The 13,414-nt window shown below is 71.9% G+C and carries 13 protein-coding genes and 1 pseudogene; 6 read left to right on the forward strand and 8 right to left on the reverse strand.

The window, feature by feature from the left end; translation table 11 throughout:
- Positions 1-129: 129 nt before the first annotated feature.
- The 3 genes from FL583_RS37415 to FL583_RS37425 form a co-directional block, all read right to left on the reverse strand.
- Positions 130-531, reverse strand: coding sequence for a hypothetical protein (locus tag FL583_RS37415; RefSeq protein ID WP_142709656.1), 402 nt, complete (start codon positions 529-531; stop codon positions 130-132).
- A 125-nt stretch (positions 532-656) separates the two neighbouring features.
- On the reverse strand, positions 657-1,073 hold the full coding sequence (locus FL583_RS37420) for a hypothetical protein (protein WP_142709657.1): 417 nt from the start codon (positions 1,071-1,073) through the stop codon (positions 657-659).
- 63 nt (positions 1,074-1,136) lie between these two features.
- Positions 1,137-2,594, reverse strand: coding sequence for an aminopeptidase P family protein (locus FL583_RS37425; protein WP_142709691.1), 1,458 nt, complete (start codon positions 2,592-2,594; stop codon positions 1,137-1,139).
- Between the two features lie 142 nt (positions 2,595-2,736).
- Here FL583_RS37425 and asnB point away from each other — a divergent pair, with 142 nt between their 5' ends.
- Positions 2,737-4,668 (forward strand): asparagine synthase (glutamine-hydrolyzing), encoded by a 1,932-nt coding sequence (gene asnB, locus FL583_RS37430; RefSeq protein ID WP_142709658.1) that lies wholly within the window; start codon positions 2,737-2,739, stop codon positions 4,666-4,668.
- Here the strand turns inward: asnB and FL583_RS37435 are convergent.
- Positions 4,665-5,438 carry an MBL fold metallo-hydrolase gene (locus FL583_RS37435; RefSeq protein WP_142709659.1) on the reverse strand — a complete coding sequence of 258 codons (774 nt, stop codon included), beginning with the start codon at positions 5,436-5,438 and terminating at the stop codon, positions 4,665-4,667. The genes asnB and FL583_RS37435 overlap by 4 nt on opposite strands.
- Positions 5,435-5,821 carry a thioesterase family protein gene (locus FL583_RS37440; protein ID WP_142709660.1) on the reverse strand — a complete coding sequence of 129 codons (387 nt, stop codon included), beginning with the start codon at positions 5,819-5,821 and terminating at the stop codon, positions 5,435-5,437. The genes FL583_RS37435 and FL583_RS37440 overlap by 4 nt, the downstream gene beginning before the upstream one ends.
- A gap of 186 nt (positions 5,822-6,007) precedes the next feature.
- Here FL583_RS37440 and FL583_RS37445 point away from each other — a divergent pair, with 186 nt between their 5' ends.
- Complete coding sequence (locus FL583_RS37445) at positions 6,008-6,778, forward strand: SIR2 family NAD-dependent protein deacylase (protein ID WP_142709661.1); 771 nt, start codon at positions 6,008-6,010, stop codon at positions 6,776-6,778.
- A 24-nt stretch (positions 6,779-6,802) separates the two neighbouring features.
- Positions 6,803-7,915, forward strand: a complete 1,113-nt coding sequence (locus FL583_RS43290) for a phosphatase PAP2 family protein (RefSeq protein WP_420843237.1) — start codon at positions 6,803-6,805, stop codon at positions 7,913-7,915.
- Positions 7,916-7,986: 71 nt separating this feature from the next.
- Here FL583_RS43290 and FL583_RS37455 read toward each other — a convergent pair.
- The 3 genes and pseudogenes from FL583_RS37455 to FL583_RS37465 form a co-directional block, all read right to left on the reverse strand.
- Positions 7,987-9,081 (reverse strand): annotated as a pseudogene (locus tag FL583_RS37455) (PH domain-containing protein); the annotation flags it as partial.
- Positions 9,082-9,350: 269 nt separating this feature from the next.
- Positions 9,351-9,845: a PH domain-containing protein gene (locus FL583_RS37460; protein ID WP_142709663.1), complete on the reverse strand. Its 495-nt coding sequence runs from the start codon at positions 9,843-9,845 to the stop codon at positions 9,351-9,353.
- A gap of 23 nt (positions 9,846-9,868) precedes the next feature.
- Positions 9,869-10,060 (reverse strand): hypothetical protein, encoded by a 192-nt coding sequence (locus FL583_RS37465; protein WP_142709664.1) that lies wholly within the window; start codon positions 10,058-10,060, stop codon positions 9,869-9,871.
- Positions 10,061-10,281: 221 nt separating this feature from the next.
- On the opposite strand from FL583_RS37465, the gene FL583_RS37470 reads away from it, so the two are divergent.
- From FL583_RS37470 to FL583_RS37480, 3 genes are read left to right on the forward strand one after another with little or no spacing between them, the layout of a single operon-like run.
- A complete protein-coding gene (locus FL583_RS37470; protein ID WP_240746949.1) occupies positions 10,282-11,448 on the forward strand; it encodes an AAA family ATPase in 1,167 nt (388 codons plus the stop codon).
- On the forward strand, positions 11,445-12,449 hold the full coding sequence (locus tag FL583_RS37475) for a DUF58 domain-containing protein (RefSeq protein ID WP_240746950.1): 1,005 nt from the start codon (positions 11,445-11,447) through the stop codon (positions 12,447-12,449). The genes FL583_RS37470 and FL583_RS37475 overlap by 4 nt, the downstream gene beginning before the upstream one ends.
- Positions 12,446-13,396, forward strand: coding sequence for a VWA domain-containing protein (locus FL583_RS37480; RefSeq protein WP_142709666.1), 951 nt, complete (start codon positions 12,446-12,448; stop codon positions 13,394-13,396). Before FL583_RS37475 ends, FL583_RS37480 begins: the two co-directional genes overlap by 4 nt.
- Positions 13,397-13,414 lie beyond the last annotated feature (18 nt).

Consider the following 13,414-nt stretch of genomic DNA (forward strand, 5'->3'; position numbering starts at 1 on the left):
GCTGCGCTGCGCTGCGCTGCGCCGCGCTGCGCCGCGCCGTGCTGCGCCGTGCTGCGCTGCGCTGCGCCGTGCTGCGCCGCGCCGTGCTGCGCCGTGCTGCGCTGCGCCGCGGCGCCGGGCGAGCTTGGCTCAGTCGTGGCCGAACCAGTCGGGCTTCATGGCGGTGCCCGTGGTGCGGACTTTCGCGTCGTAGTCGATGCCCCACCAGTCGGTGCCGATCAGGAACGCCCGGCCCGACGTCGGGTCTATCCCGTACAGGTCGGCCCGGTGCGTGGTGTCGTGCTCCGGCGGGAACGTGGTCGTCTCGCACGACCCCGGCTTCACGGTCTTCGTCTTCGACCGGTCCCGGAACACCGCGTAGGACGCGTACGAACCCTCCGCGCACAGCGTGAACGTCGTCTGCTCCCGCAACGCCGCCGGAGACGGGGCGACCGAGGAGGACGGCGACACGTCCGTGGTGATCGCTTCCCTGGTCTCCGGCGCCTGAGAGGAAACCGCCGAGCAGCCGGCCAGAGCCACAGCTACAGCCACGCACAGTGCCGGCAACGCGAGCCTACGAACGGTGTTCACCCCACCGATCGTGCCAGCTCAATGCCCCGATTTGGCCACTTCCTGAGCAAATTCCCAGGCACTCTGAGCGCTCACTGAGCGCTACGTCACTCTGACGTCTCGTCCGGGTTGTCCACAGTTCCCGTGGCCGACACCTTTCCCGCCGCCTCGATCTCGTCGTCGCCGATCTCGAACGGCTTGGTGCCGTCGAGACCGTAGATCTTGATCTCGTAGGTCTCGTCGGCGCTGGCGACCGGCTCGCTGACGCACTTGCCCGGCTGGGCGGTGGGCGACTTGGCCTTCGTCTCGGTCAGCACGACGTAGGCGGCGAAGTTCCCGGTCGCGCAGACCTGGAACGCGGTCGCCGCGTCGTCACCGCCGGCCGCGTCGTCGCCGCCGTCGTCAGCGGACGCCGTGGTGGCGTGCGGTTTCGCGTCGGTCACCTCGGCCCACGCGACAGAACCCCCGATGACCAGCAGGGACACCACGGACAACACGATCAACGGCCAGGACTTCGTACTCACGGCCCCCATACTCCCCGGAAATTGCGTCGCGCAGGTGAATGTTGCTGCTCGATTAGTCGTTCCCTAACTTCCGCCCGGCAACCTCAGACCCGCGGCCCGCTCGGCCGCCATCCACGCCTCCACCGCGTCCGGCTCCCGCGGCAGGGCCGCGGACAGTACTTCCGCGCCGTCCGCGGTCACCAGCACGTCGTCCTCGATCCGGACGCCGATCCCGCGGTATTCCTCCGGCACGGTCTCGTCGTCGGGCTGGAAGTACAGCCCCGGCTCGACCGTGAGCACGTTACCGGCCGCGAGCACGCCATCCAGATAGGTCTCGGACCGGGCCTTCGCGCAGTCGTGCACGTCCAGCCCGAGCATGTGCCCGGACGCGTGCAGCGTCCAGCGCCGGTGCAGGCCCACCTCGTCGTCCAGCGACTCCTCGGCCGGCACCGGCAGCAGGCCCCACTCGGCCAGCGCGCCGGCGATCACCTTCATGCAGGCCCGGTGGATGTCCCGCCAGGCGACGCCGGGCCGGATCACCGCGATGCCGGCCTGCTGAGCCGCCAGCACGACCTCGTAGACCCGGCGCTGGACCGGCGAGAACCGCCCGCTCACCGGCACGGTGCGGGTGATGTCGGCGGTGTACAGGTGGCTGTTCTCGACCCCGGCGTCCAGCAGGAGCAGTTCACCCGGTCGGCAGACGCCGTCGTTGCGCCACCAGTGCAGCGTGCAGGCGTGCGCACCGGCGGCGGCGATCGTGCCGTAGCCGACCGTGTTGCCGTCGTGCCGGGCCCGCAGCCCGAACACGCCGTCGACCAGCCGCTCGGACGACTCCCGGTCGGCCGGCAGCGCCCGGACGACGTCGCCGAAGCCCTGGATCGTCGCGTCCACCGCGTCGCGCAGCTGCGTGATCTCCCACGCGTCCTTGACCAGGCGCAACTCGCCGAGAGCGGCGGCCAGTTGACCGTCCCGCAGGCCGTCGTCGATCGCGTCCAGCGAAGCGTCCACCTGAGCGTCGTAGGAACGAAGGACGCGGGTGGCCGCGGGATCGAGCTCGGCCAGCGCCTTCGGGAGCGCGTCGAGGGAAGCGCAGGTCAACCCGAGCGCGGCCGACCAGTCGGCGGCCGACCGCCGCGGACCGACCCACAGCTCACCGCCGCGGCTGCGGAAGAACTCGTCGGAGTCGCGGGACGCGCGGACGCGGACGTAGAGCGTGGCGCCGCCGGGGCCGGCGACGAGGACCGCGTCCTGCTCGTAGCAGGTGGTGAGCCAGGCCAGGTCGGAGCCGGGCCGGAACTCGTACGACGAGTCGTTGCTCCGGACCTTCGCGGTGCCGCTGGGGATCACCAGCGTCTCGCCCGGGAACCGCTCGGCCAGGCGGGTCCGCCGGGCCGCGGTGAACGGAGCCGAGGGCTCGCGGGACACGGCGGACGCCGGCGGCGCACCCCAGCCCGTGCGCATGAACTCGGCCAGCCGCTCCGGCACCGGGAGGTCGTGGCTCGCCGTCGTGATCGACGGATCGGCCTCGGCCAGCTCAGCCATCTCGCTGTCCGTTTCGGTGCTGTCGGTCATTCGCGCGCCCCTTCGATGTCTCCGGCCCGACGCTACCCGGTCGACCAGCGCGGACTCAGCCACTCTCCACCGCCGCGTCTGAGCGTGGCCGGGCGATGGAATGATGGGCGCCATGTGCGGTCTGCTCACCTACGTCAGCGCCTGCGGCGATGCCTCTCAGCAGCGGGAGGGCCTGGCCCGCGCGCTGGAGAGCATCCACCACCGCGGTCCGGACGAGACCGGCGTCCGCGTCTCCGGCGACGACGTGGTGCTGGGCTTCAAACGGCTCGCGTTCATCGACGTCGAGAACTCGCACCAGCCGCTGGAGTACGCCGACGGCCGGTACGTGATCACGTTCAACGGCGAGATCTACAACTACCTCGACCTGCGCAAGCAGCTCGCCGAGGTGGGCGCGAGCTTCGCGACCGAGGGCGACACCGAGGCGATCGTCGCGGCCTACCACTACTGGGGCCCGGAGTTCGTCAGCCGGCTGCGCGGGATGTTCGCGTTCATCATCTGGGACCGGTTCGAGCGCACCGCGTTCGCCGCCCGCGACCAGTTCGGCATCAAGCCGCTGCACTACACGGTCACCGGCCGGGGCATCTTCGTCGCCAGTGAGAAGAAGGCGCTGCTGCCGTTCTCGGCCGCCGCCCGCTCCGGCGACGCCGGCCTCGACCCGGCCGCGCTCTCGCACTACCTGACGCTGCAGTACGTGCCCGAGCCGGGGACGCTGCACGTCGACATCGACCGGCTGGAGAGCGGCGAGTCGCTGACCTGGAAGCCCGGCCAGGAGGTACAGCGCCACCGGTACTTCCGCCCCGACTTCCGCCCGACGCCGACCGACTCGCCCGAGCGGCTGTTCGGCGAGATCCGGGACGTGCTGCGCGAGTCGGTCAACCTGCACCTGCAGTCGGAGGTGCCGCTCGGCGCGTTCCTCTCCAGCGGCATCGACTCGACCGCGATCGTCGCGCTGGCCCGCGAGTTCAAGCCCGACATCAAGACGTTCACGGCCGGCTACGAGGTCGACGGGTACTCCGAGATCACGGTCGCCGAGCAGTCGGCCAAGTGGCTCGGCGTGCAGAACTACCCGGCGCTGATCACCGCGAACGACATGATGGACGCGCTGCCCCGGATCGTCTGGCACCTCGACGACCCGGTCGCCGACCCGGCCCTGGTGCCGCTGTACTTCGTCGCCAAGAAGGCGTCCGAGCAGGTGACCGCGGTGCTCTCCGGCGAAGGCGCGGACGAGTTCTTCGGCGGGTACGGCATCTACCGGGAGCCGCTGTCGCTCAAGCCGATCACGTCGCTGCCCGACCCGCTGCAGAAGGGTCTGCGGGCGGTCAGCAAGGTGATCCCGGAGGGCGTGAAGGGCAAGAGCTTCCTCGAGCGGGGCACGACCCCGCTGAACGAGCGCTACTACGGCAACGCGCGGATCTTCACCGAGGCCGAGAAGTCCGTGCTCATGCGTCAGTACGACCCGGCGGTCCAGTACACCGACGTCACCGAGCAGCACTACAAGGACGCCGCCTACCTCGACGATGTCACCCAGATGCAGTACATCGACCTGTTCACCTGGCTGCGCGGCGACATCCTGGTGAAGGCCGACCGGATGACGATGGCCCACTCGCTCGAAGGCCGGGTGCCGTTCCTCGACATCGGCGTCTTCGACGTGGCCCGCAGGATCCCGCAGGAGCTGAAGGTCACCGCCAAGGGCGTCCGGAAGTACGCGCTGCGCCAGGCGCTCGAGCAGGTCGTGCCGCCGCAGATCGTCAACCGGCCGAAGCTCGGGTTCCCGGTGCCGACGCGGGTCTGGCTCAAGGGGCTGATGTTCGACTGGGCGCGGGGGATCCTGGCCGACTCGCGGGCCGGCGACCTGCTCGACCTGGCGTACGTCGACCGGCTGCTGCAGGCGCACCGGGCCGGTGAGGCCGACAACTCCCGCAAGGTGTGGACCGTGCTGGTGTTCTGCGTCTGGCACGCGATCTTCGTCGAGGGACGCATCGACCCGCGGCCCGCCCCGGCCGAGTCGGCGCTCCTCACCAAGCGGGCGGTGCGCCAGCGCTAGAGCTGGCCGTCCAGGAACTCGTAGGCCCGGCGGACGGCAATCTCCGGCGCGTCGACCTCCTCCGCCGGGGCCTTCCCGTGCCAGCCCTGCCGGATCGCCCACTCCATCGCCGCCAGCTCCTGGTGCTGGGCGCGCGCCTGGGCCGGCGTCATCGGGGCGCCGTGCCCGGGGACGACCGTCTGCGGCTCGAGCTCGAGCAGGGCCGCCACCGTGCCGGCCCATTCCAGCGGCCAGGAGTCCTCGAGCGACGGCGGGGCGCCGTTCTCGAGCAGGTCGCCGGCCAGCACCGTGCGGGCTTCCGGGACCACGACGACGAGGTCGTTGTCGGTGTGCCCCCGGCCCAGGTGACGCAGCTCGACGGTCCGGCCGCCGAGGTCGAGCGTGGCCTGGCCCGAGACCGAGCGGGTCGGGGCCAGCAGGGTCACGTCGGTGATGCCGTCGATCGGGTACTCGGCCGCGATCTCGGTGACCCGCTCCGCGCCCCACCGCTCGAACCGGGCGACGCACTCGCTGTGGGCCCAGATCTCCGTGCCCGCGCCGAGCGTCGCGTTCCCGAAGACGTGGTCGAAGTGGTGATGCGTGTTCGCGATCTGCCAGGGCAGCGGCGTGACCCGGCGGATCGCGTCGGCCAGCTCGGACGCCTGGGCCGGCGTCGAGAGCGTGTCGACGACCAGGGCGCCGGTATCGCCGACGATCAGCGTCGCGTTGACGTCCAGGACCGGCTGGCGCCACAGCAGCACCCGGTCGGCGACCTCGACCCACTCGATCATCTGGTGCCTTCCAATCGCGCGAGGAAGCGGGACCGATCCACCGCGGCGCGCTCGACGATGCCGTCGGCGATCAACTGCTCGCCCTCCCGCACGGTCACCGAGAAGCGCAGCGCCCGACCGTCCACCTTCTCCAGCACCGCGGTGGCGGTCGCGACCGCGCCGACCGGCGTCGGCAGGCGGTGGGCCAGTTCGACGCGGACCCCGACCGTCGTCAGCTCGGACGGCAGCGACGACCGGATCGCGTCCACGGTCGCGGCCTCGGCCAGCGCCAGCACCCGCGGGGTCGCGAGCACCGGGACGTCACCCGAGCCGACGGCCGTCGCGGTGTCGGCGTCGGTCACCGTCAGGACGGCGGAACCGGTCAGGCCGAGCGGCAGGTACATGGCGCAGAGCCTATTCGGCGCGGGCCCGAGACCCGCAGCGCGGGCCCGAGACCCGCAGCGCGGGCCCGTTCACCGGGCGGGAGTAGGGTGCGCCCAGCGACCCCGGGGAAAATTCCGGGACTGACGTCCAGCGGACACGCACGTACGGCTGGTACTCGACGGCTGGTACGCATAGCGTTTGTGCGCATGAGGGACGGACAGGCGGTCGCGCGATGGATCGCGGACGCAAAACGGATAACCGCTTTGACGGGCGCTGGAATCAGTACCGATAGCGGCATCCCCGACTTCCGTGGCCCTAATGGGGTTTGGACTCGCAATCCGGGCGCCCAGCGCCTCTTCACGTTGCGGGACTACGTGTCCGACCCCGACATCCGGCGCGAGGCCTGGCAGATTCGCCGCGCCCACGCCGCCTGGACGGCGAGACCGAACGCCGCGCACTACGCGCTGGTCGATCTGGAGGCCACCGGACGGCTCCGGGCGGTGATCACCCAGAACATCGACGGGCTGCACCAGCTCGCCGGCACCAGCGAAGACCTGGTGATCGAGGTGCACGGCTCGCTGTACGAGGTCGAGTGCCTCTCCTGCGGGTCCCGGTTCGCGATGTCCGACACGCTCGAGCGGGTCGCGGCCGGCGACGAGGACCCGGCCTGCCTGCGCTGCGGGGGCATCCTCAAGGCCGGGACGATCTCGTTCGGGCAGCCGCTGGTGCCCGAGGTCTTCGCAAAGGCCCGGGCGGCGGCCGCCGACTGTGATCTGTTTCTCGCCGCCGGGACGTCGCTCTCGGTGCAGCCGGTGGCCGGCCTGATCGACGTCGCCAAGCAGCAGGGCGCGAAAGTCGTGATCCTGAACGCCGAGCCCACGCCGTACGACCAGGTCGCCGACGCGAAGCTCTCCGAACCGATCGGGAGCCTGCTGCCCCGGCTGGTGGGTGGGTCGCGCGCGGCGTCGGCCGGGTAGGACGCTCGCTGTAACCTCGACCGGGTGATCGTGGAGGACATCGAAACCCAGCCGGAATCCCGCCACCGATGGGCTCAGCGCCGGGTGACGGTTCCGCTGTTCGCGGTCGCGTTCGCGGTCTGGTGGTACTTCGTCGGTCTGCCGACCGACCCGATGCTGGCGGCGGTCTGGCTCTGGCTGGGCACGATCGCGTTCCGGCCCGACCAGCCCTGGCACTACCACCTCGGGTTCGCCCGGGACTGGGTGCCGATCGTCATCCTGCTCGTCGCCTACGACTTCAGCCGGGGCCTGGCCGACAACGACGTCGCGCCGCACGTCACCGAGATGATCCACGCCGACGAGTGGCTGTTCGGCGGCACGCTGCCGACCGTGTGGGTGCAGTCGCACCTCTACGACGCCAACCACGTCCACTGGTACGACGTACTCGCGTCGTTCGTGTACTTCTCGCACTTCGTGGTGAGCCTGACCGTCCTGGCCGTGCTCTGGTTCCGCAACCGCACGCTGTGGGCCGCGTTCCTGCGCCGCTGGTTCACGCTGACCGCGCTCGGCCTGGCGACGTACTTCCTCTACCCGGCCGCGCCGCCGTGGTGGGCGTCCGAGCACGGGTACATCGCCGAGCACGTCGAGCGGATGTCGGGTCGGGGCTGGGAGGCGATCGGGCTGCACGGCGGGTCGAAGCTGCTGGCGGTCGGCCAGTCGATGTCGAACCCGGTCGCCGCGATGCCGTCGCTGCACTCCGCGTTCGCGATGAGCGCGGTCGCGTTCTTCCTGTTCAAGGTCCGCAAGCGGTGGATCCCGCTGCTGCTCGCCTATCCGCTGCTGATGTCGGCGACGCTCGTCTACACCGGCGAGCACTACGTCGTCGACGCGATCGTCGGCTACGCCTACGTCGGGATCGTCTACCTGGTCGTGTGGCTGGCCGAGCGGTGGTGGGCGCACCGGACCGGCCGTCAGGTCGGCGAGGCCGCCGAGTCCTACCTCCGGTCGGCCGCGCCCGGCGAAGCGTCCGGCTCCACGCCCGCGTCGGCCGAGGCCGGTCCGGCCGAGGCGGCGGAACCCGCCGTCGTCCAGTCCGCGCGCACGCCTTCCGACGCGTCCGATTCTGACGCTACGCGGCGAACCGCCGCCGGAAGCTGATCGTCCGGCGCGGCGACCGGGGTGCGGTGCGCCCTGGCCCGGTCGACCAGGTCGGCGGCGATGACCGCGGCCTGGGCGGTGGCCTGGTGCTGGATCGTGGGGGTCGTGTGCCCGCCGGCCGGGTCGAGGTGGACGGACGCCAGCCCGAGCGCGCGCTGCCACGGCCCCTGCGAGATCCGGACGCTCTGCGCGCGGGCGTACAGGGCCACGTCGTGCCGGGCGGTGAGCCAGCCCCCGCGCGTCACCAGCGCGTCCTCGGTGACCGCGTAGGCGAGCCGGCGGTACTGGAACGGCGCGCGCTGCCGGGCCGCGGGCGGGGCCGGGTGCAGGCCGATCGCGTCCGGACCGGCCTCGGGGACCGCGGCCAGCACCGCGTGCAGCACCCGGAACGCCTCCGCCTTGGGCGCGACCGGGACGAGCGCGCTCCGGCCGCTCTCCTCGCGGCCACCGGCGCCGTACCCGGCGACGTCGATCTCGATCCGTACCCACCCGAACGGCCGCCAGAGCAGCGGCTGCCGGATGCGGACGGCCTGGATCCGAGAGATCGGGATCGTCTGGTTGCGGACGTCGAGCATGCCCCGGTGGACGCGTAGCCCGTCGGCGTCGCGGCCGACCGTGAAGCCCCACTCGCCGAGCAGCCGGCGCACCGGCACCTGGATCAGCCCGACGATGCCGGACACGAACGTGAACACGGTCGTCGCCGACGGGTCTTCGCTGGTGAACTCCATGATCGGGAAGACCAGCAGGAACGGGGCCAGCAGCGTGTTGACCGTGAGCAGCTGGGAGAAGATCAGCAGCTTCGGGTCGACCCGGAACAGGCCGCCGACGGGCGGTGTCTCCGGGTCTCCGAGGGTGGCCGCGGGCGCCGCAGCGGCCGCGGGTGCCGGGGCGCCGGCGGCCAGGCTCAGCAGGTGGACGCGGAGGCGTTCGGCCTCGGCGACCGTGAGGTAGGCCAGCGGCGCCTCGGCCTCCTTGCCGCCGCCGACGACCTCCATCCGCACCTCGGCCAGCCCGAACGGCCGGGCCAGCGCGGGCCGGACGACGTCGACGGCCTGGACCCGCTCGAGCGGGATCGTGCGCTGGCGCCGGGCCAGGACGCCGTCCCGGATGTGCAGCTCGCGGTCGGCGACGCGGAAGCCGGTGAAGCGCCAGGAGATCCAGGCCATGACGAACCAGCCGAGGACGATGATCGTGGCCACGACCGCCACCGCGCGCCATCCGGCCGAGCCCCAGGCCTGGTACGAGACCAGCGAGATGACGACGCCGATGCCCCGGGCGCCCCGGATCAGAGGGCTCAACGGATGCAACCGCCGGAACGGCTCCCCGCCGGCCAGCGAGCCGGCGGGCACCGGGCCGGCGGGTGCTGGGCCGGCGGGTGCTGGGCCGGTGTCGGCCGGGCCGCCCTGGCCCGGGCCGCCCTCGCCCGGGGGCGTGGTCACAGGCCCGCCGCCCGGGCCTCGCCGAGCGTCGCCAGGCGGTCGCGCAGGCGGGCCGCCTCGACCGTCGGCAGCCCGGGGATCGCCGCGTCGGACGCGGCCGCCGCGGTGTGCAGCTGCACGGTCGCGATCCCCAGCGCCCGCTCCAGCGGACCGGCCTTCACGTCGACGTACTGCATCCGCCCGTACGGCACGACCGACAGCTTCCGCACCAGGATCCCGTGCCGCACGAGCAGGTCGTCGGCCCGCTCGGCGTACCCCCAGGACCGCACGCTCCGGCTCACCACGGCCAGCCCCCACCCGACGAGCACCAGCGCGACCAGCGCGATCGTCCACGGGAGCCAGGCGACGTCGGTGAAGATCGCGGTGACCGCGACCGCGATCGCGGCCGGGATCAACAGCAGCGAGAGACCGGTACGGCGCACCCACGCCAACCGCGGCGACACGCGCTGCCACGGCGCTTCTTCCGGCCAGAGCGCCGCGTTATCAGCCATAACTCCACCCTAATGGGAGCTGACTAGACGGAATGCGGCTCCACCGAGAGGAGGAAGCCCCGGCGGTCCAGGAAGTCGGCCAGGAACTCCCGGTGCTCCGGGCACGCGGCCCAGGTCTTGTGCCGGTCGGCCGTGTGCAGCTTGGGATTGCGCCACTGAACCAGGTACTCGGCCGGCTGACGGCAGTTCTTGGCTGAGCAAATCGCGAGTTCCATCGAGGTCTCCCGGGCACAAAAAACGACGCCAGGCGACCACGGGGGAAGCCGCCTGACGTCAGCCGAATCTTACACCGGGATGTGCAGTCACTGTCCAGATCCGAAATTCATTCACGATCTGGGGGTAGCGCTGGACATACGCACAGGAACGGGAGTCGCTTTCGCCTGGCAGAGTGGTAGCCGACACGGGCCCGGACGAAGACATCTCGCGGAGGAGATCGGTGGCTCAGCAGCACACGCCGGCGGAGGACGCGACCCAGCTCGAGCGCACGCTCTTCGAGGTCAAGCGAGTGATCGTCGGGCAGGACAGGATGGTCGAGCGCATGCTCGTCTGCCTGCTCGCGCGGGGTCACTGCCTGCTGGAAGGCGTCCCCGGGGTGGCCAAGACGCTCGCGGTGGAGACGCTCGCCCGGGTCGTGGGCGGCACGTTCACCCGTATCCAGTTCACGCCCGACCTGGTCCCGTCCGACCTCCTGGGCACCCGGATCTACAAGCCGAGCACCGAGGGTTTCGACATCGAGCTCGGGCCGGTGTTCGCGAACTTCCTGCTCGCCGACGAGATCAACCGGGCCCCGGCCAAGGCCCAGTCGGCGCTGCTCGAGGTGATGGCCGAGCGTCAGGTGTCGATCGGCGGGCAGACGTACAAGCTGCCGAACCCGTTCCTCACGCTGGCCACCCAGAACCCGATCGAGCAGGAGGGTGTCTACCCGCTGCCCGAGGCCCAGCGCGACCGGTTCCTGATGAAGGTCGTCGTGGGCTACCCGACCGACATGGAGGAGCGCGAGATCGTCTACCGGATGGGCGTCAACCCGCCGGAGGCCGAAACCGTGCTCAGCCCGGACGAGCTGATCCGGCTGCAGACCACCGCCGACAACGTGTTCGTGCACAACGCGCTGGTCGACTACGCGGTCCGGCTGGTGCTGGCGACCCGGGCGCCGGCCGAGCACGGCCTGCCCGACGTCGCGAACTGGATCTCCTACGGCGCCTCGCCGCGGGCGTCGCTCGGCCTGGTCGCCGCGACCCGGGCGCTGGCGCTGATGCGTGGCCGCGACTACGCGCTGCCGCAGGACGTCGTCGACCTGGCGCCGGACATCCTGCGTCACCGGCTGGTGCTGTCGTACGACGCGATCGCCGACGGCGTCCCGCCGGAGCACATCGTCCAGCGCGTGCTGGAGACGATCCCGCTGCCGACGGTCTCGCCCCGGCAGCAGGCCGACGCCCGCCCGGTCTCGTCGGTGCCCGGCTCCGGCGGCCCGGCCTACCCGGCCGCCCAGACCGCGTTCGCCGCCCCCCAGGCCCAGCCCGGGCAGCCGGGGCAGCCCGGCCCGGGGCAGGCCGGCGGCTGGCCCGTTCCCGGTAACCCCGGCGGCGGGGAGCGGCTGGCGTGATCCGGCTCGCCCGGCGGTCGGCTCCGGTGGAGGCCGCCGCTCCCACGGCCGCCGACATCGCGGCCGAGTCCGCCGCGGCGGAGGCGGTGCTGAAGCGGCTCCAGCTGACGATCACCCGCAAGCTCGACGGCCTGCTCCAGGGCGACTACCTGGGCCTGCTCCCCGGCCCGGGCAGCGAGGCGGGCGAGAGCCGCGAGTACCGGCCCGGCGACGACGTCCGCCGGATGGACTGGCCGGTCACCGCCCGCACCACGGTCCCGCACGTCCGGCAGACGATCGCCGACCGCGAGCTGGAGACCTGGCTCTGCGTCGACCTGTCGGCGAGCCTCGACTTCGGCACCGCGAAGTGCGAGAAACGCGACCTGGCGATCGCGGCCGCGTCGGCGATCGGTCACCTGACCGTCCGCGGCGGCAACCGGGTCGGCGCGGTCGTGACCAACGGCGAGACGCTGACCCGGCTGGCCGCCCGCCCCGGCCGCAACAACGCGCACGGGATGCTGCGCCGGGTCGCGCTCACCCCCCGGGCCCCGGCCGGCGGCACCGCCGCCAACGCCGGCTACCTGGCCGACGCGATCGACGCGCTCAACCGGCCGCCGCGCCGCCGGGGCCAGGCCGTCGTGATCTCCGACTTCCTGACCGACGACATCGTGCAGACCGAGGCGTCCGACCCGTCGTGGGAGCGGCCGCTGAAGAAGCTGGCCGTCCGGCACGACGTGCTGGCGATCGAGATCGTCGACCCGCGCGAGCTCTCGCTGCCCGCGGTCGGCGTCCTGACCGTCGTCGACCCGGAGACGGGGGCCGTGCACGAGGTCTCCACCGACGCCAAGGTGCGCACCGCGTACGCCGAGGCCGCCGCGAGCCAGCGCGAGGCGATCGCCGGCGCGCTGCGGCGGGCCGGCGCCGCGCACCTGCGGCTGTCCACCGACTCCGACTGGCTACTCGACATCGTTCGGTTCGTGGCCGCGCAACGGCGCGGGCGAAGCAGGGGGACCACCCGATGATCCGTTTCCTCAACCCCTGGTGGCTGCTCCTGCTGCTCGCGGTCGCGCTGCTGGCCGGGGCGTACGTCTGGGTCCAACTGCACCGCCGCACGTACGCGGTCCGGTTCACGAACGTCGCGCTGCTCAAGTCGGTCGCGCCGAAGGCCCCGGGCTGGCGGCGGCACGTCGCCGCCACCGCGTTCCTGCTCTGCCTGACTATCCTGACGCTCGGCATGGCGAAGCCGTCGACCGACGTCAAGCAGCCGCTGGAACGGGCCACGATCGTCCTCGCGCTGGACGTCTCGCTCTCGATGCAGGCGACCGACGTCGACCCCGACCGGATCACCGCGGCGAAAGCCGCGGCCAAGCAGTTCGTCGAGGAGCTCCCGGAGAGCTACAACCTGTCGCTGGTCTCGTTCGCGAAGAGCGCGACGGTCGTGGTCTCGCCGACCAAGGACCACGCGCAGGTCACGTCGGCGATCGACGGTCTGGAGCTGCAGGAGTCGACCGCGATCGGCGAGGCGATCTACGCGTCGCTGCAGGCCATCCAGTCGGTGCCGGCCGACGGCGCCAGCGGCGCCCCGCCGGCCCGGATCGTCCTGCTCTCGGACGGCTACACGACCTACGGGCGTCCGAACGAGGAGGCCGCGAAAGCGGCGTCGACGGCCAAGGTTCCGGTGTCGACGATCGCGTTCGGCACCCAGGAGGGCATCGTCGACCTCAACGGAACGCGGACGCCGGTGCCGGTCGACCGGGACGCGCTGCAGGCGATCGCCCAGCAGACCGACGGACGCTTCTACTCGGCCGTGACCGCGCAGCAGCTGAAGGACGTCTACCGCGATCTGGGCAGCTCGATCGGCTACCGGACGACCCCGCGGGAGATCACGCAGTGGTTCGTGGGCTTCGCGCTGATCTTCGGATTCGCCGGCGCCGCGATGAGCCTGGCCTGGACATCGCGCCTGCCCTGACATGCCGTAGCCTCGGCG

Origin of the sequence: Cryptosporangium phraense (assembly GCF_006912135.1) — a bacterium.
Classification (GTDB): domain Bacteria; phylum Actinomycetota; class Actinomycetes; order Mycobacteriales; family Cryptosporangiaceae; genus Cryptosporangium; species Cryptosporangium phraense.

Coding starts and splice junctions, on each gene's coding strand:
- FL583_RS37425 (WP_142709691.1), bottom strand. CDS start 2,594: ATGGCTGAGCTGGCCGAGGCCGATCCGTCGATCACGACGGCGAGCCAC.
- asnB (WP_142709658.1), top strand. CDS start 2,737: ATGTGCGGTCTGCTCACCTACGTCAGCGCCTGCGGCGATGCCTCTCAG.
- FL583_RS37435 (WP_142709659.1), bottom strand. CDS start 5,438: ATGATCGAGTGGGTCGAGGTCGCCGACCGGGTGCTGCTGTGGCGCCAG.
- FL583_RS37440 (WP_142709660.1), bottom strand. CDS start 5,821: ATGTACCTGCCGCTCGGCCTGACCGGTTCCGCCGTCCTGACGGTGACC.
- FL583_RS37445 (WP_142709661.1), top strand. CDS start 6,008: ATGAGGGACGGACAGGCGGTCGCGCGATGGATCGCGGACGCAAAACGG.
- FL583_RS37460 (WP_142709663.1), bottom strand. CDS start 9,845: ATGGCTGATAACGCGGCGCTCTGGCCGGAAGAAGCGCCGTGGCAGCGC.
- FL583_RS37465 (WP_142709664.1), bottom strand. CDS start 10,060: ATGGAACTCGCGATTTGCTCAGCCAAGAACTGCCGTCAGCCGGCCGAG.
- FL583_RS37480 (WP_142709666.1), top strand. CDS start 12,446: ATGATCCGTTTCCTCAACCCCTGGTGGCTGCTCCTGCTGCTCGCGGTC.